This is a genomic window from Bradyrhizobium sp. USDA 4353 (assembly GCF_054063215.1).
Window position 1 is genome coordinate 3,923,646 of the sequence record NZ_JBSSGB010000001.1, and the last position, 24,470, is coordinate 3,948,115.

Here is a 24,470-nt window from a genome sequence, read left to right on the forward strand (position 1 = left end):
ATCATGCGTATTCGAAATTCCGCCAAGGCCTATGGCTCGGTTGCGATCGGCCTGCACTGGATCGTCGCGGTGCTGGTGCCGGCGGCCTGGATCTCCGGTCATCTCGGCGATATGCTGCCGCGAGGCTCCCATGATCTGGGCCTGTTCCTGCATGCCTCGCTCGGCCTGTCGATGCTCGGCTTCGCGCTGGCGCGTCTGGCCTGGCGCCTCGCCGATCCGCCGCCGGTGCCCGAAGCGACCAGGTTCGGGACCTGGACCGTGCACGCAGGCGAGATCGTGCATCTCCTGATCTACGGCATCATGTTCGCGATTCCGGTCCTCGGCATCCTCACCCAGTTCGCGAGCGGCGAGGCGCTGCCGGTGTTCGGCCTCGTCGAGATCGCCTCACCCTGGTCCGCCGACCGGGGCTTCGCCCATGACCTGAAGGAGATGCACGAGGCGCTCGCCAACGGCCTGATGATTCTGATCGGGCTGCATGCCGCCGCTGCCCTGCTGCATCATTACTGGCTGCACGACCGGACCTTGAAACGGATGGTGCCGGGACTGCGATGAGGAGGGTTGCGGTGATGATTGCTGCGGTCATGATTCATGTCATCGAGACGGTGGCCGACTCCGCCTAAAGGGACTCCATCAGCGATCCCATCGGAGGTCCCATGCCGGCCACGCCTCATGTCGAGAAGCACTTCACCGCCTCCGAGAGCGTCCGCGACGTCGTGATCGGCATGGCCGACGGCCTTACCGTGCCGTTCGCGCTTGCCGCCGGCCTGTCGGCGGCGGTCACCACGACCGACGTGATCGTCACCGCCGGCCTCGCCGAGGTCGTGGCCGGCGCGATCGCGATGGGGCTCGGCGGCTATCTCGCCGCCCGCACCGATGCCGAGCATTATGCCGCGGAGGAGAAGCGCGAGCATGACGAGGTCGAGCGCCTGCGTGGCCGCGAGATCGAGGAGGTCGCGGAGATCTTGCGCGGCTACGGCCTCGAAGGCCAGGCCCTGACGACGGTGGTCGAGTCCATCGCGGCCGACCGCAAGCGCTGGGTCGATTTCATGATGCGCTTCGAGCTCGGCCTCGAGCGCCCGGATCCGAAGCGCGCGCCGGTCAGCGCCGTGACGATCGGCGGCTCCTATGTGATCGGCGGCCTGATCCCGCTTGTGCCCTACATGCTGGTCCACGACATCGCGCCGGCGATGCGCATCTCGGTGGTCGCGACCGGCATCGCGCTCCTGATCTTCGGCGCCATCAAGGGCCACTTCACCGGCGTCAGCAAGATCAAGTCCGCCCTGCAGACCGCCCTCGTCGGCGGCCTCGCCGCCGGCGCGGCGTTCTGGCTGGCGCATCTGTTCGGGTAGGGCGGATGCATCTGAGTGCCGGGCAGCTTCGCCGCGTGCCCAGCGCGCGCGTCGGGCAATGGGCGGGTCCTGGACTCGTCAACGGGACGTGTCGGGATTGTTCCCTGAAGCAGAAGGACGAGTCAGATGATGGCCCGCACCACGACCATCGCGGCCGCAAACATGCTCAGAAAGAGCAGGGCAACACCGGGCGTGTCCCACTTCGGAAAGCGCTCGAAGATGCCGCTCTCCCGGTAGCGAATGAGTTCATTGATATTCATTGTCAGGATCAGGAGCAGCAGCAGCAGCGTGGTCAGCAGGATCGCGACGGGGGCGAAGCGGCGGAACACGTAAAGCGCGAAGCTTGGGTTCAGAAGAGGGATGCCGAAGAGAAGGGCCAACCATACGCTCGCGACGATGCCGTGATCGAAATCATGGGTTGTCAGGGCATCCCTATGGATCGTGAGCGTGATGCAAAGCAGGTTGGCGACCGCCGCGCCGGGCGGAAGTTCTGAGATGGGCCAGGAGGCACATCGCCCGCGACGGGAGCGACCTCAATTTTTGATGAAGGGCGGCCGTGAGAGTTGCCCTTGTGCTACTGTTCCATTGGACGTCGGAGAATGCCAATGGCTTGGTGGATTTTCGTAATCGTCTCGATTGGGTCTATACCGCTCGCGGGTGCCATGGCGCGCGAACGCAACAGATCATCCTGGCGATGGCTTTGGGCGGCCGTCGTGGTGGGACCGTTAGCGCCGTTAGCGATGCTAATACTCGGGGACGCGCATCGTCCGGCTCAAGTCAACTGAACCAAGTTGTTACGAGTAGTCCGGTTCGGGTCACAAGCGGCCCTCGAGCAGTCAAGCAAGGCTGGTCGGCTTCATACAGGAGGCAGACCTCAGCGGAGGCCCTGAGGCCGTCGGCGGGCTTATCCACCGGAGCAAGAGATGGTCACCTGACGGTGGGGATACCGAACCCGCCGCACCGGCAGATCAAGCCCGCACGGACATGGCCGCGCCAGCGGGCCTTTCGGATCGGTTAGCCTCGTGCCAAGATGTGCCATGATGCGCACGCTCCTCGTCACGGCTTCGATCACCTTGTTCGCGACCGTTCCAGCCGCGGCTCAACAGTTCGACGGCAAAGATCCCGTATGCCTGCAGATCTGGGAGTGGGGCGGCTCCACCACGATCTCATGCCAGTACCGGTCGTGGGAGGCGTGCAAGGTGGCGGCTGCAAGCCTGTCTGCCATGTGCCTGCTGAACCCTTATGTGCAACGCCCCACGGAGCAAAGTCCATCCGAGCGGCACCGTCGTTTGCCGCCCCGATAGGTGCAGTAGGGTGGGCAAAGAAGCGCACGCGGCACCGCCGCGTCGCATCGTGCCCACCGCGCGTTTCGGGCGAATGACGATGGTGGGGCCGCACGGGTCTTGCGCTCGCCGTGTCCCGACCCGGCGACCGACCTCGCCCAACTACGCACGGTGTGCAATACAGCGCCCTCTCCCCTTGCGGGAGAGGGCATGTACGGCCCACCCGCGCATGCGGTCGGGTGAGGGGTCTCTTTCCACGAGTGACGTCGTAGAGACAAACCCCTCGCCCAACCGAGCTTGTTGAGCCGTCCTACATGCCCTCTCCCACCCTGGCGAAGCTTCGCTTCGCCTTGGGGGAGAGGGCGCATTCACTGGCACCGCGGGGCGCATTCGCTGGTACCGCGCAACGGAATGACGGCACAGAGAGGCGGGCAGGCGCTTCTTTGAAAAATAAATATCTTGCTATTTTTCAGAATTCATGTTTTACTCCCGCCATCCCGTGCTCCTCGAGAGGGGCGCTTCGCGATCGTCACGGAACGTTGGGCGCGGGATGCGGTGGCTGCAGGCCTGTCGCAGCGTGGGGAGACCCGCGCGGACGAACGGCTAGCTTGCGGACGCAAAATCGCGTGGTCCTGGCGCCCCGATGCTGGCGTCAAGTCCGGGGGCGATGATCTCCGGGCGACAGTGGCTAGAAGCCGGACACTGGGGAGAGCGCGACATAAGCGTGAAAACCATCGCGCGGGGAATGCCGGGATGTCTCGGCTGAACCTGTGGTGACTGCCGCCTGCTTATTTTTCTGCAGGCGGGCCATGGGGCGGCCAGCTCCCGGCATTCCCTGCGCCCTCTGCTCGATCTCTGCTCGATCGGGGGCAACATCGCCAACATCACTCGGGCGGATGCCGCCGCGAGATCGACCTCGCACATCCGCAAAAGCTCGCCATGTCTGTTAAGCCCGCTCTCTGCAGCTCGCGTCCGCTTTGTCGCAGTGCGGCTTCCCATGGGAACCAAATTCCAGAGCGGCGGTTGACCTCTTGCAGGAGGAGCCCCATGCGCCGTCCCAAAATCCAGCCCATCCGCAACAAGCTCGATCTGACCGACAAGGTCCAGGTGCGCATCGTCACGCGCCGGCTTCGCGTCACCCAGGCTGAGCTCGCCGAAATCGTGGGCCGCATCGGCAACTCCATCGCCGCGATCTCGAAGGAAGTGCATCTGCAGCGGACCAAGACGTCCGTGCCGGCCGATGTGCCTCCCGCCGAAATCATTGCCTCCGTGGCAACGGAGAGCGCTGCCGAGACCGTTGCAACATCCGAAACACACTAGCCGGCTCGACCGGGCAGGGGGCATCCATGGATCAACTCACTGACAGGGCCGACGCCCTGACGCAGGCCGCTTTCAATTTGCGCAAGGCCAAGATCAGCGAGGGGCGGCCGTTTCCGCTCGGCGCGACCTGGGATGGCCTCGGCGTCAACTTTGCCATTTTTTCCGCGCACGCCACCAAGGTCGAGCTCTGTCTATTCGACGAAACCGGCGAGACCGAGCTCGAGCGCATCGAGCTGCCGGAATACACAGACGAGGTCTGGCACGGCTACCTGCCGACTGCGCGCCCCGGCACCGTCTATGGCTATCGCGTGCACGGACCCTACGAGCCTGATGCGGGCCACCGCTTCAATCCCAACAAGCTGGTCATCGACCCCTATGCCAAGCAGCTCGTCGGCCAGCTGCGCTGGGGCCCCGAGCTGTTCGGCTATCAGCTCGACCATGCCGACAAGGATCTCTCCTTTGACGACCGCGACAGCGCGCCGTTGATGCTGAAGTGCCGGGTGATTGATCCCGCCTTCACCTGGGGCACCTCGCGCAAGCCGGAGATTCCGTGGGAGCGGACCATCTTCTACGAGATGCACGTCAAGGGATTTACCAAGCTGCATCCGCTGGTGCCGGAGGCCGATCGCGGCACCTTCGCCGGCCTCGCGCATCACGACATTCCGGCCTACCTGCGCTCGCTCGGCATCACCTCGGCCGAGCTGCTGCCGATCCACGCCTTCATCGACGACAGCTATCTGGTCGAGAAGGGCCTGCGCAATTATTGGGGCTACAACTCGATCGCCTTCTTTGCGCCGGAGCCGCGCTACCTCAAGACGCCGCTCGCGACCGAATTCAAGACCATGGTCAACCAGTTCCACGCCAACGGCATCGAGGTCATTCTCGACGTGGTCTACAACCACACCGCCGAGGGTAACGAGCTCGGTCCGACCCTGTCGTTCAAGGGAATCGACAACGCCAGCTACTATCGCCTGCTGCCGGACAAGAAGCGCTACTACATCAACGACACCGGCACCGGCAACACGGTGAACCTGTCGCATCAGCGCGTGCTCCAGCTCGTCGCGGACTCCTTGCGCTACTGGGCGACCGAGATGCGGGTCGACGGCTTCCGCTTCGACCTCGCCACCATCCTGGCGCGTGAGCCCTATGGCTTCGACGAGGGCGGCGGCTTCCTCGATGCCTGCCGCCAGGACCCCGTGCTGTCGGGTGTCAAGCTGATCGCCGAGCCCTGGGACATCGGTCCGGGCGGCTATCAGGTCGGCCAGTTTCCGCCGGGATGGGCGGAGTGGAACGACAAGTTCCGCGACACCACCCGCGCGTTCTGGAAGGGCGATGGCGGCACCATCGCCGATTTCGCCAAGCGCATCTCCGGCTCCGGCGACCTGTTCAACAAGCGCGGCCGCCGCCCGTGGGCCAGCGTGAACTTCATCACCGCGCATGACGGTTTCAACCTCAACGACCTCGTCTCCTACAATGACAAGCACAATGAGGCGAACGGCGAGGACAATCGCGACGGCCATAGCAACAACCATTCGTGGAATTGCGGCGTCGAGGGGCCGACCGACGATCCCGAGATCGTAGGTCTACGAGAACGGCAGAAGCGCAACATGCTGGCGACGATGCTGCTGTCGCACGGCACGCCGATGCTGCTCGCCGGCGACGAGTTCGGGCACACCCAGAACGGCAACAACAACGCCTATGCCCAGGATAACGAGATCAGCTGGCTCGACTGGATGGGCATCACCGCGCCGGGGCGGCAATTGCGGGAGTTCACGCGAAAACTGATCGCGATGCGCAAGGCGTTTCCGATCCTGTATCGCTCGCGCTTCCTGGTCGGCTCGCTCAACGAGGAGCTCGACGTCAAGGACGTGACCTGGCTGGCGCCCTCGGGCGAGGAGATGGCGACGGAGCAGTGGACCGATGGCAATGCGCGCTGCTTCGGCATGCTGCTCGATGGCCGCGCCCAGGAGACCGGCGTCAAGCGGCGCGGCTCGGATGCGACCTTGCTGCTGATCTACAACGCGCATTTCGACGTGGTGAACTTCACCTTGCCGGCGGTGCCCGAAGGTCACAACTGGCTGGCGCTGCTCGACACCAACCAGCCGGATGCCCAGGTGCAGTCGCTGCCGTTCGGCCATGTCTACGAGGTCACGGGACGTTCGATGCTGGCGCTCGGCCTATCCTCCGAGCAGCAGCCGATGCGCGGCCTCCGTCACGGCCTCGGCGCGCTGCTCGACATCGCGGAGTCGCCGCTGGGCTAAGGGTTTTGGGTTGCATTCAGCCGTCGCTGAATTAAGATTGTGGAGTTGGAATTGCACAACTTGAATGACATTCAGATGATTTGAGGCCGGAGGCCGTCATCGACGTCCTCCGGCAGGAATTGCCAGGAGGAATCGATGGTTGCGAACGGCAATGGGCCGCGCGGACGCGCGGCCGCTGGCTTCTCAATGGTGACGTCGACGCTTTCCGGATCAGCTTCATCCCCGTCATCCTCACGCGCCGCGTCTGCGCGCGTGTTGGCGATGGCTGCGCTGATCGCGGGCAGCCTCGCTCCCGGATCGGCGGCGGCGCAGTCGGCGCCGGAGATTGCCAATCCGCAGCTGTTGCCGGCGCGCCCGCCGGCAAACCGTCTTCAGACCCTGATGACGTTCGCCGCGCCACCGCCGACCGCGTCGCGGGCTGATCAGCGCGATATCGTCTACGATCTGCGCGTGACCTTCACGGACTCGCAGCTCTGGAATCCGGCCGAGAGCCGCTTCGACAAGGTAAGGCTGCGCAGCTATCAGGGGCCGGGCGTCAATCCGAATGCGCCCTATGTCGCGCCGCAGATCGAGGTCTATCCTGGCCAGACCGTGCGCATGACGCTGCACAACGAGCTGCCGGCAGATACGACCTGTCCGACCCGCGGCGGCAGCGTCAATACTCCGCACTGCTTCAACGGGACCAACCTCCACACCCACGGCCTGTGGGTCAACCCGAACGGCAACGGCGACAACGTCCTGATCTCGATCAATCCCGGCGTCTCGTTTCAATATGAGTACAACATCCCGCCCGATCATCCCGCGGGGACGCTCTGGTACCATTCGCACCGTCACGGCTCGACCGCGCTGCAAGTGTCGAGCGGCATGGCCGGCGCATTGATCGTGCGCGGCACCCGTCCGCCGACACCGCAGGGACATGGCGATCTCGATACGTTGCTGCGGCCGACCAGCGCCCAGCCCTTTCCCGAGCGGGTGATGGTGTTCCAGCAGATCCAGTATGCCTGTCGCGACAAGAACAACGCGATCGAGCGCAACGCCGACGGCACCTATGCCTGCAAGCCGGACGAGGTCGGGGGTGTCGACGATTACGACCAGTTCGGCCCGGGAAGCTGGCCTGCGTCCGGCCGGTTCACCAGCATCAACGGCGCCGTGCTCGGACGTCTTCCGGGCGCCGAGGCCGGGCGCGTCGAGCGTTGGCGCATGATTCACGGCGGCGTGCGCGATACGATCGCGCTACAGTTCCGCAAGCGCGCCGCCGGGGCGCCGGAGCCGGCAGGCGTACGCGCCGCGGCCGCGCAGCAGTATGTCGATACGAACTGTACCGGCGATCCGGTGCCCTATCATCTCGTGGCGGCGGACGGGCTGACCATGGCAGCAGCGACACGCACGCCGATCGCGGTGTTCCAGCCGGGCTATCGCTGGGATGCGCTGGTCGTCTTTCCGTCGGCCGGCGATTACTGCGTCATCAATGTCGACACCAGTGCGTCGGGCAGCGTCAACCAGAACATCAAGCCGACCCAGCTGCTCGGCGTGGTCGCCGTCGCAGCGGGCACGGCGGTCAGCGGCGATCTCTCGGACTATCTGAAGGCCCAGCTCGTGGCGGCTGCGGCCGCCAACATGCCGGCCGATGTCCGCGCCACGGTCACGGCCGAGCTGAACGACGGCATGAAGCTGACGAGCTTCGTGCCGCACCCGACCGTCAAGGATGACGAGCTCTCGGGCACCCAGACGCTGACGTTCAACATCGACGTCTCGCAGATCAACGAGGTGTTCTTCGAGGTCGACGGCCAGCCCTATGACCCCAACCGCATCGATCGGACCTTGCCGCTCGGCGGCGTCGACGAATGGACCCTGAGATCCAACTTCGTCAGCCACCCGTTCCACATTCATGTCAATCCGTTCCAGATCGTCAAGATCATCGCCCCGGACGGCAAGACCGATGTCAGCGCGCCCGGAGCGATCGACAATTTCGCCAAGGGTCAGAACGGCCAGCCCGTGGTCGATCCGCAATATCCCGGCCTCAAGGGCGTCTGGAAGGATACGCTGTTCGTGAAGAACATCGCGCCGGGGCAGGCGGGGCAGTACACCTTGGTGGTGCGCACGCGCTACGAGCGCTACATCGGCGACTTCGTGCTGCATTGTCACATCCTCGATCACGAGGACCAGGGCATGATGCAGAACGTCCGAATCGCACTGCCGGACGGCAAGGGCGGCGTGACGCATGGTCATCATTGAGGGCTGCGCGCGTCTCTGCAGGGCGGCCATCGCCGGCTTCAGCGCGGGAAGTCGGATGAGAGCGGAGGCGCCGTCGAGATAGGATGGGCTCGGGAGATCCGGATCACGCCCCGCGCGCATATTTCGCGAGCCGCGCGTCCAGCACGCCGAGCATCGCCTCGCGTGCGGGATCGCGCGAGCCGCGTAGCCACGCTGCCGCCAGCGGCAGCCTGCCGGCGGTGCCGCCGCGCCTCACGCGCAGCGGCACGAAGCGGACGCCGGACACCGTCAGCCGCGAGGTCCAGCGCGGCACGATGGCGATGCCGAGCCGTGCGGCGACGAGATGCACGATGGTCTGCTTCTCGTCCGCGACCTGCGCAACCTCGGGCGACAGCCCGGCCTGCGCAAACAGCTTCATCGTGAGGTCGTGGCTGTGCGGCCGCGACCGCCGGTCCGGCACGATCAGCGGCTCCTCGGCGATATCGGTCAGAGACACCGAGGCACGCGCGGCCAGCCGGTGGCGCTGCGGCAGCGCCACCACCGCGCTCTCGCTGAGCAGGGCGCGGAATTCGAGCTTGGTGTCGCGGCGCTCCGGCGGCCTGATGAAGGCGAGGTCGAGCGCGCCGGAGAGGATCTTCGGCAACAGCCGGATCGTCTTCTCCTCCGCGATCTGCACGGCAAATTCGGGATGCGCCTCCCGGAAATCGTGCAGCAGCTGCGGCAGCAGGCCCGCGGCCGCGCTGTCGATGGCGCCGACCCGCAGCCGCTGCGTCTTGCCAGCGCGGGCGCGGCGGCGGAAGCCGGTCTCGACCGCTTCGACCCGGGCCAGGATAACGCGCGCGTCGCGGAGCAACGCAGTGCCGTGCTCGGTCAGCGCCACCGCGCGCGTGGTGCGGGTAAACAGCCGGGTTGTGAGGTCATCCTCCAATAGCTTGATCTGCCGTCCGAGCGCCGAGGGCAGCATCTGCAGCCGCTGCGCGGCCTTGCCGAAATGCAGCTCCTCGGCGGCGGCGACGAAGCAGCGGAGCTGGTGCAATTCCATCAGGCTCGATCCCGGGTCCGACGATTATATCATTTTTTTGTATAATGATGCGGGCATTGAAGCCATCCCATACACTCTTCTACCGTCCTCCGATCAAAGCAAAACGGATCTGGGGAGGGTGACGATGGCCGGAGAGCTCGAAGCGCGCGTGCTGCGCAAGATCACGCTGCGCATCGTCCCTTTCATCATGCTGCTCTATTTCGTGGCCTTCATCGATCGCGTGAATGTCGGCTTCGCGGCGCTGACCATGAACAAGGATATCGACCTGTCCGCCTCGGCCTACGGCTTCGGCGCTGGGATCTTCTTCTGGGGCTATTTCCTGTTCGAGGTCCCCTCCAACCTCGCACTCGAGAAGTTCGGCGCCCGGATCTGGATCGCGCGGGTGATGATCACCTGGGGCCTCGTGTCGGGTGCGATGGCCTTCGTGCAGGGTCCGATGAGCTTCTACGCGCTGCGCTTCCTGCTCGGTGCGGCCGAGGCCGGGTTCTTTCCCGGCATCATCCTCTATCTGTCCTACTGGTTCCCGGCGCGGCAGCGTGCCGCCGTGACCGCTTTGTTCATGGCGGCGGCGCCGCTGTCGACCGTGCTCGGCTCGCCGGTTTCCGGCGCGCTGCTGGAGATGGACGGCATCCTCGGCTTCAAGGGCTGGCAATGGCTGTTCCTGATCGAGGCGCTGCCGGCCGTGCTGCTCGGCTTCGTCGTGCTGGGTTATATGACAGATCGTCCAGAGCAGGCGCGCTGGCTCGCCGATGACGAGCGCGACTGGCTGGTGCGCACCATGACTGCCGAGCTGGCCAGCAAGGCCGCGATCGCGGGTCACAGCATCTGGCGCGGTCTCGCCGACATCCGCGTGCTCGCGCTCGCGCTGGTCTATTTCGGCACCTCGGCCGGCCTCTACACGCTCGGCGTCTGGGCGCCGCAGATCATCAAGCAGTTCGGCCTGTCCTCGTTCGCGGTCGGCTTCCTCAATGCGGTGCCACCGACGATCGCGGTCGTGGTCATGATCCTGTGGGCGCGGCATTCCGACCGGACGGCCGAACGCACCTGGCACGTCGTGCTGGCCTGCGTGGTTGCCGCCATGGGCCTCTGGCTGGCCGGATTGTCGACCAGCGTCGCCGCCGTACTTGCCGCGCTCACGTTGGTCAATGTCGGCATCTCCTCGTCGAAGCCGCCGCTGTGGAGCATGCCGACCATGTTCCTGTCCGGCTCGGCCGCAGCGGCAGGCATCGCCACCATCAACTCGATCGGCAATCTCGGCGGCTTCGTCGGCCCGGCCATGATCGGCTGGATCAAGGACCAGACCGGCAGCTTCGATGGCGGCCTCTATTTCGTCGCCGGCCTGCTGGTGATATCGGCGGTGCTGACCCTGTTGCTGTCTCGATCACAAAGCGCGAAGGCCGAAGCGGCCACGCAGTCCTGACCCCTCACACGGAGCTCTTCACATGCGCACCCATTCCATCGCCGCCATCCCCGCCGACGGCATCGGCCCCGAGGTCATCTCCGCCGGCGTCCGCGTGCTCGAGGCGCTGGCCAGGCGGGCAGGCGACATCAGCTTCAACGTCAAAACCTTCGACTGGGGCTCGGACTACTACAAGAAGCACGGCGTGATGATGCCGGCCGACGGCTTGGCCGAGCTGAAGACGTTTGACGCGATCTATTTCGGCGCCGTCGGCGCGCCTGATGTTCCCGACCACATCACGCTGTGGGGCCTGCGGCTGCCGATCTGCCAGGGTTTTGATCAATACGCCAATGTGCGTCCGACCAAGATCCTGCCCGGCGTCGCCTCGCCGCTGCGCAATGTCGGCGTCGGCGACCTCGACTGGGTGATCGTGCGCGAGAACTCCGAAGGCGAATATGCCGGGATGGGCGGCCGCGCGCATCGCGGCCTGCCGGAGGAGGTCGGCACCGAGGTCGCGGTGTTTACCCGCGTCGGCGTCTCCCGCATCATGCGCTATGCCTTCAAGCTCGCGCAGTCGCGACCGCGTAAATTCCTCACCGTCGTCACCAAGTCGAACGCGCAGCGGCACGGCATGGTGATGTGGGACGAGATCGCCGCGGAAGTGGCACGTGAATTTCCCGATGTGACCTGGGACAAGATGCTGGTCGATGCCATGACCGTGCGCATGACCTTGCAGCCGAAGAGTCTCGACACCATCGTCGCCACCAATCTGCACGCCGACATCCTGTCGGATCTGGCGGGCGCGCTCGCCGGCAGCCTCGGCGTCGCGCCGACCGGCAACATCGATCCGGAGCGGCGCTTCCCGTCGATGTTCGAGCCGATCCATGGCTCTGCCTTCGACATCACCGGCAAGGGTATCGCCAATCCCGTCGCGACGTTCTGGACCGGCGCCCAGATGCTCGAGCATCTCGGCGAGAAGGATGCGGCCATCAGGCTGATGTCCGCAGTCGAGAAGGTCTGCGCCGCCGGCATTCTTACGCCCGATGTAGGCGGCAAGGCGACGACCAAGGAGGTGACGGATGCGGTGATCGACGCGATCCACGGCTCCAACGTGTGAGACGCGGTTGTGGCCCGTACAATCTCGGCGTGTCCCGGGTTGCGCTTGCAATGAACGCTGCGGGGCGTATATCAGCGCTTCCGCCGCGTCCGCGCATGATAATCATATGCGTGTCATCGAGACGTGAGAACGCGGGCTGGGGAGAAAGGACATAACATGCGTCGTCACCGTCGAGCCAAGATCGTCGCAACCGTCGGCCCCGCCAGTAATTCTCCGGAGATGCTGAAGGCGCTGTTTCTTGCTGGTGTCGACACTTTCCGCCTGAATTTCAGCCACGGCACGCAGGCCGATCATGCGAAGGTCCACGCCGCGATCCGCGCCCTGGAGAAAGAGGTGCAGCGGCCGATCGGCATCCTGATGGACCTGCAGGGGCCGAAGATCCGCGTCGGCACGTTGCGCGACAAGAAGATCCAGGTCGAGGCCGGCGAGACGATTCGATTCGTGTTGAATGGGACCGAAGGCGACAAGACGTCGATTCCGCTGCCGCATCCGGAGATCTTTGCGGCGGTCGCGCCCGGTCACGATCTTCTGATCGATGACGGCCGCGTGCGCGTGCGCGTCACCGGGCTCGGTGACGACTGGATCGAATCCAAGGTGATCGTCAGCGGCGCGATCTCCAATCACAAGGGCGTCAACCTGCCGGGCACGATCCTGGAGCTGTCGCCGCTGACCGCGAAGGACCGCTCGGATCTCGCCTTCGGACTCGAGCTTGGCGTCGACTGGGTGGCGCTGTCCTTCGTGCAGAAGCCCTCGGATGTGATCGAGGCGCGGGGGCTGATCAACGGCCGCGCCGGCATCATGTCCAAGATCGAGAAGCCGGCGGCGCTGGATCGGATCGACGACATCATCCAGCTGTCGGATGCGATCATGGTGGCGCGCGGCGATCTCGGTGTGGAAATTCCGAACGAGGACGTGCCGGGCAAGCAGAAGGAATTGGTCCGTGCCTGCCGACTGGCGGTGAAGCCGGTGATCGTGGCGACGCAGATGCTGGACTCGATGGTGGCCACGCCGACGCCGACGCGCGCCGAGGTCTCCGACGTCGCGACCGCGATCTATGACGGCGCCGATGCGGTGATGCTGTCGGCGGAATCCGCCAGCGGGCAATATCCGCGCGAGGCGGTGGCGATGATGGACAGCATCATCAAGGCGACCGAGAAGCATAAGATGTACGGCTCGATCATCCAGGCGACGCAGCCCAATGAGGAGCAGACGCCGCCGCATGCGGTGGCGACCGCCGCGGCCGATCTCGCGTCTGCTATCCATGCCAAGGCGATCGTGGCCTATACGTCGAGCGGCACCTCGGCCTCGCGCGTCGCCCGCAAGCGGCCGAGCCTGCCGATCCTCGCGATCACGCCGAACGAGGACACCTCGCGCCGGATGTGCCTGCTGTGGGGCGCGCACAGCGTACTGTCGCAGGACGTGCAGAGCTACGAGGAGATGGTCGAGCGCGCGACGTTCTTCGCCGTGCAGGAGGAGTTCGCCGACAAGGGCGATCTGCTGGTCGTCGTCGCCGGCATCCCCTTCGCGCAGGCCGGAACGACGAACAATCTGCGCGTCGTCACCGTGCCCAGATAGCAGGCAGCCGAATTCCCTGTGCGCGCCGCCTGCTTGTCGCCTGATTGTCGCACCCCGCTGGTATCGCGGGGCAGTGATGAAGACATCGTGAGTCGTCATGCGAACGATGTCAGTCGCGATCCGGCAGGATGGGTTCTGCCGGTGCGGCGTTCGTCATCGCCTTGTCATCAGGGACTGTTAGGTGGGCGCGCATGGGACTCGAGACTGCCGGTGAAGAAAGCCCGACGAAGCGCTTTCGCACGTTGTTCATCTCCGACGTTCATCTCGGAGCCCGCGGCTCGCAGGCCAATCTCCTCGTGGATTTCCTGCGCCACCATGATGCCGATACGATCTATCTGGTCGGCGACATCATCGACGGCTGGGCGCTGAAATCGAGCTGGCACTGGCCGCAGTCGCACAACGATCTCGTGCAGAAGATGCTGCGCAAGGCGCGCAAGGGCGCCAAGATCGTCTACGTGCCCGGCAATCACGACGAGTTCCTGCGCGGCTATTACGGCACGCATTTCGGCGGCATCGACGTCGTCGAGAACATCGTGCACACCGGCACGGACGGGAAGCGCTACCTCGTCATTCACGGCGACATCTTCGACCTCGTCGTCCAGAACGCCCGCTGGCTCGCCCATCTCGGCGACAAGGCCTATGACTTCGCGATCCAGATGAACCGTCTGGTAAACTTCTTCCGCCGCATGTTCGGCGTGCCCTATTGGTCGCTGTCGCAATGGGCCAAGCAGAAGGTCAAGAACGCGGTGAACTACATCGGCGCGTTCGAGACAGCGCTCGCCGCCGAGGCGCGGCGCCACGGCGCCGACGGCGTGATCTGCGGCCACATCCATTGTGCCGTCATCCGCGACCAGGACGGCATCCGCTACATGAATTGCGGCGACTGGGTCGAGAGCTGCACGGCGCTGGTCGAGCATGAGGACGGTCGGTTCGAGATCCTGACCTGGACGGATCCGCAGCGGCAGCCGGCCCCGGTTCCGCAACTGGCGGCCCGCGCGGCCTGATACCGGCTCCCTTGCCTCGCGGCGAGCGGGCGCGGTAAAATAGGGGCATGACAGCTCATGCTCCGATCCTGCCCGTAACCGTCGCCGACATCGATGCGGCGGCGCGCGTCCTCGCGCCCGTCGCGGTGCGGACACCGCTGCTGCCGGCTCCCGTGCTCAGCGACCAGTTCAAGGCGAACGTGTTCGTGAAGCCGGAGGTGCTGCAGCGAACCGGCTCCTTCAAGTTCCGCGGCGCCTACAACAAGCTGGCCTCAATTCCGGAAGCGGATCGCGCCAAGGGCGTCGTCGCCTTCTCCTCGGGCAATCACGCGCAGGGCGTCGCCCATGCCGCGACGCTGCTCGGCATGCACGCGACGATCGTGATGCCGTTGGATGCGCCGGTTGCCAAGCGCGAGCGCACCAAGGCCTTCGGCGCCGATGTCGTGCTGTATGATCGCGACCGCGAGGATCGCGAGGCGATCGCCCGCGACATCGCCAGCAAGCGCGGCTCGACGGTGGTGCCGCCTTATGACGATCCCTACGTGATCGCAGGGCAGGGCACCGTCGGCCGGGAGATCGCCGAGGATCTGTCGGCGTTCGGCCTCTCGCCCGACACGGTAATCGTGCCTGCGTCGGGCGGCGGCCTGCTCGCGGGTGTGTCGACGGCAGTCAAGGCGCGTTTTCCGAACACGCAGATGGTGGTGGCGGAGCCGAAGGGTTTTGACGACCACGCGCGCTCGCTGCGCGCCGGCCACCGTGAGGCGCACGAGGCCAAGGGGCGCACCATCTGCGATGCGCTGATGGCCGCGATTCCCGGTGAGATCACCTTCGCCATCAACAGCCGGCTGCTGTCGGCGGCGGTCGAGGCTTCTGATGAGGAGGTCGGTCGCGCCGTCGGTTTTGCCTTCCGCGAGCTGAAGCTCGTGGTCGAGCCGGGCGGCTCGGTCGGACTCGCGGCGCTGCTGGCCGGCCGGCTAGACGTCGTGGGCAAGACGGTGGTGATCGTGCTCTCCGGCGGCAATGTCGATGCGGATCTGTTTGCCAAGCTGATCGCCTGAGACACTCAGGCCTCAGCGAAAGCCGAGGCCGCTCTTGGCGAATCCGCCGCCGCCCATCCGCGGTCCGGACTGCGCGACCTGCGGCGTCCCGGGGCGCATCATCGGCCGGCCCTGCATCGGCCCCGGGCCACGCGCCATCGACGGATGCGGCCCATTGACGCTCGGCTTGAATGGCCCGGAATTGCCCGGGAACGGACGCCGCGCTTCGCGGGTCTCGAACGGGCGGCCCGGATTGCGCTTCAGCGGATCGCGCTGGATCTTCGCAGCCGGAGGCGGGGTCACCGGCGGTACGATCCGGTCGCGCATCTTGTTCTGCGCGACTGGCCTGGGGTCCACGACCTTGTTGGGCCCGCCATTGACACCGGTGTTCTTGGCGAGGATGGCCGGCGGCAGCGGCTGACGCGGTGGCAGGCTATTGGCCGGCAGTCTCGGCTGCGGGCCGGGCTGGCCTTGGATCTGGGCGCCGGGATTGAACGGACGTGTGGCCGGCGCCATTTGCGGCGGCATCATCAGGCGGCTCGGCTGCAGCACCGGGATTGGCCGCGGCTGACCCTGCAGCCGCAGTGCGACCAGCGCATAGGGGCTGTCGGCATAGGATTCACGGAAGCTCTGATAGGCCGCCGGCGAGTTCGCCAGCACGGTCTGATGCCATGCCGCCGCCTGCACCAAGCCGGCAAGCAGCGCGCGGATGCGGTCGGCCAGCGGATCGCGCGGGTACATCTCGACGAACTCGCGATAATATTGCGGGCGGTTCTCCGACAGCACGTAGTCATAGGCCTGCCGCACGGAGCGGCTCGGCAGGTCGGCGGCCATCTGGACCACGGGCGCTTTCTCCGGCGCTCGAGCGGCCGCAACCAGCGAATCGCCGAAGAAGGTGAAGTCGCTGGTGAGCGATGAGCTCTCCCACGGCGTCTGCCGTCCATCGGTCGATTGGTTGACCTGGAGACGAATGCGTTTGAACAGCTGCTCGATCGGCAGGTTCGGTTGTCGTGCGAGGTTGAGAAAGGCTTGAGCATAAGGGCTGTGCTCGCCGCGTCCGTCGAGCGCCTCCTCGCCGGGCGAGGTGGAATAGCCGACGATGGATCCGTTCGGGGCATCGACGATGGCCAATCCGCGGCCTGCATCGTTGACAGCGGGAAACGGATTGTTGCGACAGGCATCGAGCACCACGATCCGCATCCGGCTCGGAATGGCATCGAGCGTGGCCATGAGGTCGACCAGGCGGATCGTGCTGCTCGTGAGATCGGAGGGAGCAGAGATGCGTGCATCGATCGGGATGAGGTAGTTCTCGCCCGCGAGCTGAACGCCGTGGCCCGCATAGTACACCATCGCCACGGCATTCGGCCCATGCGCTGAGACGCGGCTCGAAAAATCCTGCACGACCTTGAGCATCTCGTTCTGCGTCAGGTCGGTCGCGGTGATCACCTCGAAGCCGGCGGAGTTCAGCAGTTTCGCCACGGCATGGGCGTCGTTGTCCGGGTTCTCCAGCACAGGCGCATTTTGGTAGCTCGAATTGCCGATCACGAGCGCGACGCGCGGCTCTGCGCCCTGAAGCGTGGCGGCCGGCGCGTTTTCCATCGTGGAAGCCGACGGCGCAGCCAGCGCGCGCGGTGGCGTCTGCAAAGGATCGATGTCGCTGCTGGCTGCCCCGCTGGAGGTGGTGCCTGCCGCTGTCATCAAGGCCAGCATTGCCGAGATGAGCAGGGCCTTCCAGGTGAGTCTGTCGGCGCGGAATAGCGGAACGGACACGGGCGTTCTCCTCGAGCATGCGCAAAGCGAATGGCTTGAGGATCAGGCTTAGGCGGATCATCTCCCGGTGTACGTGATGCGCGTCACCTCAGGAGCAGGACGTCCGTCAGGAGAAGAACGCGATCTTCTCAGGCTGGGTCATGCGCCGGATCGGCGACAGCGGATCGTTGGCCGGTGCCTGCGGACGCTGCAGGAGGCCATTCGAGAGCAAGGTCGATCCCAGCGACGGCTCGTAGGTCGGTTTCGGTATCGCAGAAGCCGTCGGGAGTGGAGCCACAGCGGCCATCGCATGAAGCGGCTGAGCGGGGGCGACCTCGGCGCGTACCGGCGGGGCCGGGGGCGGAGCGGCAACCGCTGCCGCGATGGCCGCCAGGGTTTCGACCGTGATGGCTTCGGACAGCGGCGCAGAAGGAGGGGCGCTGGGCATCGGAGCCGGCGCCATCGGGGGAGCTTCCACGGGCGGAGCGACCGGAGCTGCGATTGGCTCTGGGGCCGGTGCCTGAGCCGTCGTCAGTGCGACCTCAGGCTCGGACTCCGCCGGCGCCGGCTCGCGGAAGCTGGCGACGATGTCGTCATCCACCGACGTCGGCTCCTCAATGTCGAAACCGAGGGTACGTGCTCGGCTGAACTCCTCGTCCTCGATCGGATCGGGCGCGCCCATCTCGGCCGCGACCAGCTCCAGGATGGCTTCGTCATGGGCCTGCGCCGCTGCCGCATCATCCAGCTCGGCCGTGGCCTGCTGCTCGATCTCAACCAGCGCCTCGGCGATCGAAGGCTCCGCGAGCATTCCAGGCGGCGCCACGGAAACTGCGGCCGCAGCAGCGGCCGCGGCGCTCGGATCTTCCACGGCGATTTCGACCGCGGCGTCTGCCACGGTGACCGCGGCGTCAACCGATGCCTCGATCGCCTCGATGGCGGCCACCGCTGCGACGAGCGGGGTGGTGACCGCCGGGGCGGCTTGAATTGTCTCGGCCTGCTCAGGCGCTGGCGCCTGGAGTGACTCTGGTTCCGCCGCTGCCGGCGACTCGGCCATTGGTGATGTTGCAACGGTCTCGATCGGCGCAGCCGCCTCGGCCACGGGCGCGACCGCCTCGGCTTCAGGCGCGGCGGCCGCCTGCCGCTCGTCCAGCTCGTTGAGCCGCGTCTTGATGATGTCGAACGCCGCGAGCAGCGCGATCTTCGGATCAGCGCTGGCGAGCTGCTCGCAAGCGGACTCGATCGAGGTGACCTGGGAATCGATCAGGTCGCAAATCCGCGAGTCGGCGCCGATCTCGCGCCAGCGCCAGGAGATCTCCTTGATGATCCGGGTGCCCTTGCGCACCGGAGCGAGATTCTGCTCCAGCGCCATCTTGTCGACCGCAGAGGCTGCGGCAAGGGCAGCATCCTCGACCGCAGCGCGGATCGCCGCCAGCGCTTCGGGCAGCGCCTGGCTATCTGCCTGCTCGAGCTCCTGCTGCTGCTGACGCTGTGAGGCCAGCGCATGCTCGATGCGCGCCACCGCGTCGAGCACCATGCTGGTGTCGGCGTTGCGGTTGCGCTTGGCGTATTCGCCCAGGAACCAGCGGCCTCGCGCCGTCTCCATGAAGGCGTCGCGGATCGCCTCGTAATCGGCCTCGTTCGGCTGTGCCGCGCGGGCGGATATCGGCGAGAGGGCGAAGACTTCATCGACCATGGCAAACCCATCGCGCAAATTGCTGCGCGTTGGCATAACGATCACCATGATATTGATCGAATCGCAATTGAATTGATGCCACTGTCCCGACAAATCTCCGCCACATCGCCGGTATTGGCGCGCCAGTTCGCGGGGCGGTTGGGGCTGTTCTATGGCGCGGTGTTCGCGCTATCGGGGACGCATCTGCCGTTTTTCCCCGTGTGGCTACGGGCGATCGGGCTGGACGCTTCCTGGATCGGCGTCATCATCGCGGTTCCTGCCGTGACGCGCTTCACCGTCCTGCCGCTGATCACCGCGCTGGCCGAGCGGCGGCAGGCCTTGCGCGGGGCGTTGCGGCTGACGACGTTCGCAACCGCGTCAGGCTTTGCCGTTCTCGCCGTTCAACATCAGCCCTGGCTCGTCTTTCTAGTCTATGTCGGGCTCTGCAGCCTGTGGACGCCGGTTGTGCCGCTGACGGATGCGTATGCGTTGCGCGGCGTCATGAGCTATGGCCTGAACTACGGTCGCCTGCGGCTTTGGGGATCGGCGGCGTTCATCGTGGGCACGCTCTTGTGCGGCGGCTTGGCCGACATCGTGCCGTCGTCCGAGCTGATCTGGATCATCGTCTCGGTGGCGTTGTGCGGGGCGGCCAGCGGCCTGCTGCTCCTGCCGCTGCCGCCATTGCCGCGCAGCACGGGACCCGCTCAGGATGGCCGGAGCCTGCTGGTCAGTCCGCGCTTCCTGTGCATCATTGCAGCCTCGGCGCTGATCCAGGGCAGCCATGCCGCCTACTACACGTTCTCCTCCATCGAGTGGAAAGCGCAGGGTCTCAGCGGGCTCACCATTGCCTGGCTCTGGACCATGGGCGTGCTCGCCGAGATCATCATCTTCGCGCTGTCGCCGCGTTTCACGCTCTCGCCCGCCATCCTGGTCGTGATCGGCGCCATCGCGGCGGTGCTGCGCTGGACGTTGACGGCGCAGGAGCCGCACGCGATGGGCCTTGCGGCCGTCCAGATCAGCCATGGCTTCACCTTCGGGCTGACGCTGGTCGGCACCATGGGGCTGCTGGTCCGCGAGGTGCCGGCGCATCTAACGGCGCGCGGGCAGGGCTATTACTCCGCCGCCAGCGGCGTGGTCGGCTCGGCGGCGTCGATCCTGTCGGGGCCCCTGTATGCGGCCTATGGCCCGGGCGTGTACTACGCGATGGCCGCCATGGCGGCAGCCGGCGGCACGCTGATGTGGCTCGGCCGCGCGCGCCTGTCGCTTCAGCCCCACAGAGCGGCGTCGGGCGGATAGACCAGGCTGTCCTCGTAGTACAGCCCGTGCGCGCAGTCCTCGGCCAATAGCAGCGGGCCGTCGAGGTCGACATAGCGGGCCAGCGGCGTCAGCAGCATCGCCGGTGCCATGGACAGCGACGTCCCGACCATGCAGCCGACCATGATGTCGAAGCCGAGCACGCGGGCGGCATCGGCCATCGCGAGCGCCTCAGTCAAGCCGCCGGTCTTGTCGAGCTTGATGTTGACGGCGTCATAGCGTCCGCGCAGGCCATCGAGCGAGTTGCGGTCGTGCACGCTCTCATCGGCGCACACGGGCAGCGGACGCGCCATGTTGCCAAGCGCCTCGTCCTTTCCGGCGGGGAGCGGCTGCTCGACCAGCGTGACGCCGGCCTCCGCGCATGCGGCGAGATTGGCTTCGAGATTGGCTTCCTTCCAGGACTCGTTGGCGTCGACGATGAGTTGCGACTGCGGCGCGGCCGCGCGCACGGCTGCGATGCGCGCCGGATCGCCGTCGCCGCCGAGCTTGACCTTCAGCAGGGGGCGATGCGCAGCCTTGGCTGCGGCCTTCGCCATGACCTCGGGCGCGGCGAGCGAGATCGTGTAGGCGGTCACGCAGGGCGCAGGCGCCCGCCGGCCGAGCAGGTCCCAGATGCGCCGGCCGCTGCGCTTGGCCTCCAGATCGAGCAGCGCGCAATCCAGCGCATTGCGTGCGGCGCCCGGCGGCATCGCCGTCTGCAGCGCGTCGCGATCGAGACCGGAGGCGATGGCGTCGCGCATCGCGAGCAGGGCGCTCAGCGCCCCCTCGGGCGTTTCGCTGTAGCGCGGATAGGGCACGCATTCGCCGCGACCAACGATGTCACCCTGTCGCAGCTCCGCGAGCACCGTGACCGCTTCGGTCTTGGCGCCGCGGCTGATCGTGAAGCTGCCTGAGATCGGCCAGTGGCCGATCTGGGCGTCCAGTATTGGAAAACCAGTAGAAGTCATTTGAAAGTCTGGCGATTTGTGAGCTGGAATGAGACGCTGGGGACTTGCGCGATGGGAGCGACTATGGCTGTTGATGGGGGTCTCCGGCAAGGTGGTGGCGACGCGGTGGGATTTTTCTCGTCAAGGAGCGGACATCGTCCGTTCCGAGGATGGTCGGCGTGAAGGGCGGCCCCGATCTGCAACGCAGCGGTGAGGGCAACGCGCTGTCGCTGCGTGCGACCGGCGCCTGGACCGCGCCGTTTGCGCCGTCGCTCGAGCGGCTGGTCGCCGAGGCCGAGAAGCTGGCGGGCAAGAAGATCGATGTCTCGATCGACGTGTCGCAGGTCTCCAAGCTCGATACGTTCGGGGCCTGGCTGATCGAGCGGCTGCGCCGCAGCTTCACGACGGGAACCGTGGAGGCGCGGATCGACGGCCTGTCCGCCCAACTACGCGAGCCTGGTGGATGAGGTCCGCCGCGTCAGCCTCGCGCCCGGGGACGATGCCGCCAACGTGACCATCACCGGCATGCTCGGGCAGATCGGCCGCAGCGTCGCCGGCATCGTCGGCACGGTCGCGGCGCTGATCGACATGCTCGGCGCCGTCATCGTCGCCAGCGGCCGAGTTGTCATTCATCCGCGCAGCTTCCGCCTGACCTCGACCATCCACCATCTCGAGCAGGTGTGCTGGCGCGCGGTGCCGATCGTCGTCCTCATCACCTTCCTGATCGGCTGCATCATCGCCCAGCAGGGCATCTTCCATTTCCGCCGGTTCGGCGCCGACATCTTCGTCGTCGACATGCTCGGCGTGCTGGTGCTGCGCGAGATCGGTGTGCTCCTGGTCGCGATCATGATCGCCGGTCGCTCGGGCAGCGCCTACACGGCCGAGCTCGGCTCTATGAAGATGCGTGAGGAGATCGATGCGCTCAGGACCATGGGCTTCGATCCGATCGAGGTGCTGATCCTGCCGCGCATGCTGGCATTGGTGATCGCGTTGCCGATCCTGGCCTTCCTCGGCGACATCGCCGCGCTCTATGGCGGCGGGCTGGTGGCCTGGTTCTATGGCGGCGTCGATCCCGAAGCCTTTCTGCTGCGCTTGCGCGATGCGATCTCGATCGATCACTTCACGGTCGGACTCCTGAAGGCGCCGGTGATGGCGGCCGTGATCGGCATCGTCGCCTGCGTCGAGGGCCTGGCGGTGCAGGGCAGCGCCGAATCGCTCGGGCGCCACACGACGTCCTCGGTCGTGAAGGGCATCTTCTTCGTGATCGTCATGGACGGCGTGTTCGCGATCTTCTTCGCCGCGGTCGGGATGTGAGCTGAGATGGCGCAGGAGGTGTCCGATCCGATCATCCGCGTGCGCGACGTCACCGTGCAGTTCGGCAAGACGCGCGTGCTCGACGGCCTCGATCTCGACGTGAAGCGCGGCGAGATCCTCGGCTTCGTCGGTCCGTCCGGCGCTGGCAAGTCGGTGCTGACGCGCACCATCATCGGCCTCGTGCCGAAGCTGTCGGGAAACATCGAGGTGTTCGGGGTCGATCTCGACGCCGCCGATCGCGCCGGCCGCCGGGCCGTCGAGCGGCGCTGGGGCGTGCTGTTCCAGCAGGGCGCGCTGTTCTCCTCGCTGACGGTTCGGCAGAACATCCAGTTTCCGGTGCGGGAGTATCTGAAGGTCTCGCAGCGGCTGCTCGACGAGATCATGGTCGCCAAGCTCGTGATGGTCGGATTGCGGCCGGATGTTGCCGATCGTTTCCCGAGCGAATTGTCCGGCGGCATGATCAAGCGCGTCGCCCTGGCGCGGGCGCTGGCGCTCGATCCGGAGCTGGTCTTTCTTGATGAGCCAACCTCCGGGCTCGACCCGATCGGCGCCGGCGATTTCGACGAGCTGGTGCGCACCTTGCAGCGGACTTTGGGCCTGACGGTTTTCATGGTAACCCATGATCTCGACAGCCTGTACACGGCCTGCGACCGCATCGCCGTGCTCGGCAATGGCAAGATCATTGCCGCGGGGTCGATGGCCGACATGCAGGCCTCGGAGCATCCGTGGCTGCGGCAGTATTTCCACGGCAAGCGTGCACGCGCCGTGATGGGGTAGCCTCAAGCGCCCCTGAGACGAATATTTGTGAGCGGGAGTGGGGACTTCCGCGACTAAGGTGATGGGGTGGGTGCCGCAGTCTGGCGCCAACCGAGAGCGCACGGAAGCGGCGGCTGGGATCGCCGCCGCGACGTGCCGGTACCGGAGTTGGTAATGGAAACGCGGGCGAATTACGTCCTGATCGGATCGTTCACGCTGGCGGTGCTCGCCGCGGCGGTCGGGTTTGTCCTGTGGTTCCAGAGCCTGCACACGACCAAGCAGCGCAGCCCGCTGCGCGTCGTGTTCGAGGGGCCGGCCGCGGGCTTGCGCAACGGCGGCAGCGTCAATTTCAACGGTATCCGCGTCGGCGAGGTCATCTCGGTGAAGCTCGACAATCCGCGCCGCGTGGTGGCGCTGGCGATGGTCGAGAACAACGCCCCGATCCGCAAGGACACCCTGGTCGGCCTGGAGTTCCAGGGCCTCACGGGCGTCGCTGCGATCTCGCTCAAGGGCGGCGAGGAGGCTGCGCCGCCGGCACCGCTCGACGAGGACGGCGTGCCGGTGCTGCGCGCCGATCCGACCCGGCTGCAGGACGTCACCGAGGCGATCCGCGCCACCTTGCAGAACATCAACAAGGTGGTGGCCGACAATCAGGAGGCCGTGAAGAGCTCGATCAAGAATCTCGAGGTCTTCACCCAGTCGCTCGCCCGCAACTCCGAGCGCATCGACGGCGTCATGAGCCGCGTCGACGGCATCATGGGCAAGGCGGACACCTTGATGCTGGGCCTCAATACGCTGGCCGGCGGCAAGGACGGCGGCGAGCTGTTTCTGACGGTGAAGTCGATCCGCGAGCTCGCCGAGGATTTCGACAAGCGCTCCGGCGCGCTGATGGCCGACGGGCGGCGGACGCTCTCCGACATCAGCCGCGCGGTGAACAATTTCGACCGCAACCCCACCCGCGTCCTGTTCGGCGCCAGCAGCTCCAGCCCCAGCAACGCCCAGGCCTCGCAGCCGGCCCCCGCCGCACCCGCCACCAGCGGTCGGCGCTGAGGCGCTGGCGAATAGCGGGTTCGGAGGAGCGAGGAGGGGGCGGGAGCTTTGCTGCAGCAAGCCGACGGCTGTCGGCTCGGCGCAGCTCTGTCCGCTCTGACGTGTAATC

The 24,470-nt window shown here is 66.1% G+C and carries 19 protein-coding genes and 1 pseudogene; 15 read left to right on the top strand and 5 right to left on the bottom strand.

Annotation, left to right across the window (positions count from 1 at the left end; genetic code table 11):
- The first annotated feature begins 3 nt into the window (after positions 1–3).
- Together ACVILH_RS17540 and ACVILH_RS17545 are read left to right on the top strand one after the other, a co-directional pair.
- Positions 4–552 carry a cytochrome b gene (locus ACVILH_RS17540; protein ID WP_456714006.1) on the top strand — a complete coding sequence of 183 codons (549 nt, stop codon included), beginning with the start codon at positions 4–6 and terminating at the stop codon, positions 550–552.
- 101 nt (positions 553–653) lie between these two features.
- The gene (locus ACVILH_RS17545) at positions 654–1,349 is read left to right on the top strand and encodes a VIT1/CCC1 transporter family protein (RefSeq protein ID WP_456714007.1); all 696 of its coding nucleotides are present in this window, start codon (positions 654–656) and stop codon (positions 1,347–1,349) included.
- A 122-nt stretch (positions 1,350–1,471) separates the two neighbouring features.
- Here the strand turns inward: ACVILH_RS17545 and ACVILH_RS17550 are convergent, their stop codons facing one another.
- Positions 1,472–1,729, bottom strand: a complete 258-nt coding sequence (locus ACVILH_RS17550; protein WP_456714008.1) for a hypothetical protein — start codon at positions 1,727–1,729, stop codon at positions 1,472–1,474.
- Between the two features lie 660 nt (positions 1,730–2,389).
- Here ACVILH_RS17550 and ACVILH_RS17555 point away from each other — a divergent pair.
- The 4 genes from ACVILH_RS17555 (at position 2,390) to ACVILH_RS17570 (ending at position 8,448) form a co-directional block, all read left to right on the top strand.
- Positions 2,390–2,653: a DUF3551 domain-containing protein gene (locus tag ACVILH_RS17555; RefSeq protein ID WP_456717010.1), complete on the top strand. Its 264-nt coding sequence runs from the start codon at positions 2,390–2,392 to the stop codon at positions 2,651–2,653.
- Positions 2,654–3,679: 1,026 nt separating this feature from the next.
- Complete coding sequence (locus tag ACVILH_RS17560) at positions 3,680–3,952, top strand: DUF3606 domain-containing protein (protein ID WP_456714009.1); 273 nt, start codon at positions 3,680–3,682, stop codon at positions 3,950–3,952.
- 26 nt (positions 3,953–3,978) lie between these two features.
- Positions 3,979–6,213, top strand: coding sequence for a glycogen debranching protein GlgX (gene glgX / locus ACVILH_RS17565; protein ID WP_456714010.1), 2,235 nt, complete (start codon positions 3,979–3,981; stop codon positions 6,211–6,213).
- 381 nt (positions 6,214–6,594) lie between these two features.
- Positions 6,595–8,448 carry a multicopper oxidase family protein gene (locus ACVILH_RS17570; protein ID WP_456717011.1) on the top strand — a complete coding sequence of 618 codons (1,854 nt, stop codon included), beginning with the start codon at positions 6,595–6,597 and terminating at the stop codon, positions 8,446–8,448.
- A 103-nt stretch (positions 8,449–8,551) separates the two neighbouring features.
- Here ACVILH_RS17570 and ACVILH_RS17575 read toward each other — a convergent pair whose 3' ends face one another.
- Positions 8,552–9,469, bottom strand: a complete 918-nt coding sequence (locus ACVILH_RS17575) for a LysR substrate-binding domain-containing protein (RefSeq protein ID WP_456714011.1) — start codon at positions 9,467–9,469, stop codon at positions 8,552–8,554.
- A gap of 124 nt (positions 9,470–9,593) precedes the next feature.
- Between ACVILH_RS17575 and ACVILH_RS17580 the strand changes: the two genes are divergently transcribed.
- From ACVILH_RS17580 to ACVILH_RS17600, 5 genes are all read left to right on the top strand, one after another.
- Positions 9,594–10,889, top strand: a complete 1,296-nt coding sequence (locus ACVILH_RS17580) for an MFS transporter (protein WP_456714012.1) — start codon at positions 9,594–9,596, stop codon at positions 10,887–10,889.
- A gap of 22 nt (positions 10,890–10,911) precedes the next feature.
- Positions 10,912–11,985: a tartrate dehydrogenase gene (locus tag ACVILH_RS17585; protein WP_456714013.1), complete on the top strand. Its 1,074-nt coding sequence runs from the start codon at positions 10,912–10,914 to the stop codon at positions 11,983–11,985.
- A 156-nt stretch (positions 11,986–12,141) separates the two neighbouring features.
- A complete protein-coding gene (pyk, locus tag ACVILH_RS17590; protein ID WP_456714014.1) occupies positions 12,142–13,560 on the top strand; it encodes a pyruvate kinase in 1,419 nt (472 codons plus the stop codon).
- 191 nt (positions 13,561–13,751) lie between these two features.
- Positions 13,752–14,564: a UDP-2,3-diacylglucosamine diphosphatase gene (locus ACVILH_RS17595; protein WP_456714015.1), complete on the top strand. Its 813-nt coding sequence runs from the start codon at positions 13,752–13,754 to the stop codon at positions 14,562–14,564.
- 47 nt (positions 14,565–14,611) lie between these two features.
- A complete protein-coding gene (locus tag ACVILH_RS17600) occupies positions 14,612–15,601 on the top strand; it encodes a threonine ammonia-lyase (protein WP_456714016.1) in 990 nt (329 codons plus the stop codon).
- Between the two features lie 12 nt (positions 15,602–15,613).
- Here the strand turns inward: ACVILH_RS17600 and ACVILH_RS17605 are convergent, their stop codons facing one another.
- Both ACVILH_RS17605 and ACVILH_RS17610 read right to left on the bottom strand, forming a co-directional pair.
- Entirely contained in the window at positions 15,614–17,350 is a 1,737-nt protein-coding gene (locus tag ACVILH_RS17605; protein WP_456714017.1) for a caspase family protein, read from the bottom strand.
- Positions 17,351–17,456: 106 nt separating this feature from the next.
- The gene (locus tag ACVILH_RS17610; RefSeq protein WP_456714018.1) at positions 17,457–19,022 is read right to left on the bottom strand and encodes a hypothetical protein; all 1,566 of its coding nucleotides are present in this window, start codon (positions 19,020–19,022) and stop codon (positions 17,457–17,459) included.
- 75 nt (positions 19,023–19,097) lie between these two features.
- On the opposite strand from ACVILH_RS17610, the gene ACVILH_RS17615 reads away from it, so the two are divergent.
- Complete coding sequence (locus tag ACVILH_RS17615; RefSeq protein ID WP_456714019.1) at positions 19,098–20,297, top strand: MFS transporter; 1,200 nt, start codon at positions 19,098–19,100, stop codon at positions 20,295–20,297.
- On the opposite strand, the gene dgcA is transcribed toward ACVILH_RS17615, so the two are convergent.
- Positions 20,267–21,262, bottom strand: a complete 996-nt coding sequence (gene dgcA / locus ACVILH_RS17620) for an N-acetyl-D-Glu racemase DgcA (RefSeq protein ID WP_456714020.1) — start codon at positions 21,260–21,262, stop codon at positions 20,267–20,269. The two genes, ACVILH_RS17615 and dgcA, sit on opposite strands and share 31 nt — an antisense overlap.
- Before the next feature lie 158 nt (positions 21,263–21,420).
- Between dgcA and ACVILH_RS17625 the strand changes: the two are divergent.
- The 3 genes and pseudogenes from ACVILH_RS17625 (at position 21,421) to ACVILH_RS17635 (ending at position 24,361) form a co-directional block, all read left to right on the top strand.
- A pseudogene (locus ACVILH_RS17625) lies at positions 21,421–22,555 on the top strand (MlaE family ABC transporter permease).
- A 6-nt stretch (positions 22,556–22,561) separates the two neighbouring features.
- Positions 22,562–23,332, top strand: a complete 771-nt coding sequence (locus ACVILH_RS17630) for an ABC transporter ATP-binding protein (RefSeq protein WP_006609833.1) — start codon at positions 22,562–22,564, stop codon at positions 23,330–23,332.
- Positions 23,333–23,485: 153 nt separating this feature from the next.
- Complete coding sequence (locus ACVILH_RS17635; RefSeq protein WP_456714021.1) at positions 23,486–24,361, top strand: MlaD family protein; 876 nt, start codon at positions 23,486–23,488, stop codon at positions 24,359–24,361.
- Positions 24,362–24,470: the final 109 nt, after the last annotated feature.

Bases quoted from the DNA above. Each gene is read 5' to 3' on its own strand.
- ACVILH_RS17545 (WP_456714007.1), top strand. From the start codon at position 654: ATGCCGGCCACGCCTCATGTCGAGAAGCACTTCACCGCCTCCGAGAGC.
- ACVILH_RS17560 (WP_456714009.1), top strand. From the start codon at position 3,680: ATGCGCCGTCCCAAAATCCAGCCCATCCGCAACAAGCTCGATCTGACC.
- ACVILH_RS17630 (WP_006609833.1), top strand. From the start codon at position 22,562: ATGGCGCAGGAGGTGTCCGATCCGATCATCCGCGTGCGCGACGTCACC.
- glgX (WP_456714010.1), top strand. From the start codon at position 3,979: ATGGATCAACTCACTGACAGGGCCGACGCCCTGACGCAGGCCGCTTTC.
- ACVILH_RS17555 (WP_456717010.1), top strand. From the start codon at position 2,390: ATGCGCACGCTCCTCGTCACGGCTTCGATCACCTTGTTCGCGACCGTT.
- ACVILH_RS17635 (WP_456714021.1), top strand. From the start codon at position 23,486: ATGGAAACGCGGGCGAATTACGTCCTGATCGGATCGTTCACGCTGGCG.
- ACVILH_RS17600 (WP_456714016.1), top strand. From the start codon at position 14,612: ATGACAGCTCATGCTCCGATCCTGCCCGTAACCGTCGCCGACATCGAT.
- pyk (WP_456714014.1), top strand. From the start codon at position 12,142: ATGCGTCGTCACCGTCGAGCCAAGATCGTCGCAACCGTCGGCCCCGCC.
- ACVILH_RS17595 (WP_456714015.1), top strand. From the start codon at position 13,752: ATGGGACTCGAGACTGCCGGTGAAGAAAGCCCGACGAAGCGCTTTCGC.
- dgcA (WP_456714020.1), bottom strand. From the start codon at position 21,262: ATGACTTCTACTGGTTTTCCAATACTGGACGCCCAGATCGGCCACTGG.
- ACVILH_RS17580 (WP_456714012.1), top strand. From the start codon at position 9,594: ATGGCCGGAGAGCTCGAAGCGCGCGTGCTGCGCAAGATCACGCTGCGC.
- ACVILH_RS17610 (WP_456714018.1), bottom strand. From the start codon at position 19,022: ATGGTCGATGAAGTCTTCGCCCTCTCGCCGATATCCGCCCGCGCGGCA.
- ACVILH_RS17575 (WP_456714011.1), bottom strand. From the start codon at position 9,469: ATGGAATTGCACCAGCTCCGCTGCTTCGTCGCCGCCGCCGAGGAGCTG.
- ACVILH_RS17540 (WP_456714006.1), top strand. From the start codon at position 4: ATGCGTATTCGAAATTCCGCCAAGGCCTATGGCTCGGTTGCGATCGGC.
- ACVILH_RS17615 (WP_456714019.1), top strand. From the start codon at position 19,098: ATGCCACTGTCCCGACAAATCTCCGCCACATCGCCGGTATTGGCGCGC.
- ACVILH_RS17585 (WP_456714013.1), top strand. From the start codon at position 10,912: ATGCGCACCCATTCCATCGCCGCCATCCCCGCCGACGGCATCGGCCCC.
- ACVILH_RS17570 (WP_456717011.1), top strand. From the start codon at position 6,595: ATGACGTTCGCCGCGCCACCGCCGACCGCGTCGCGGGCTGATCAGCGC.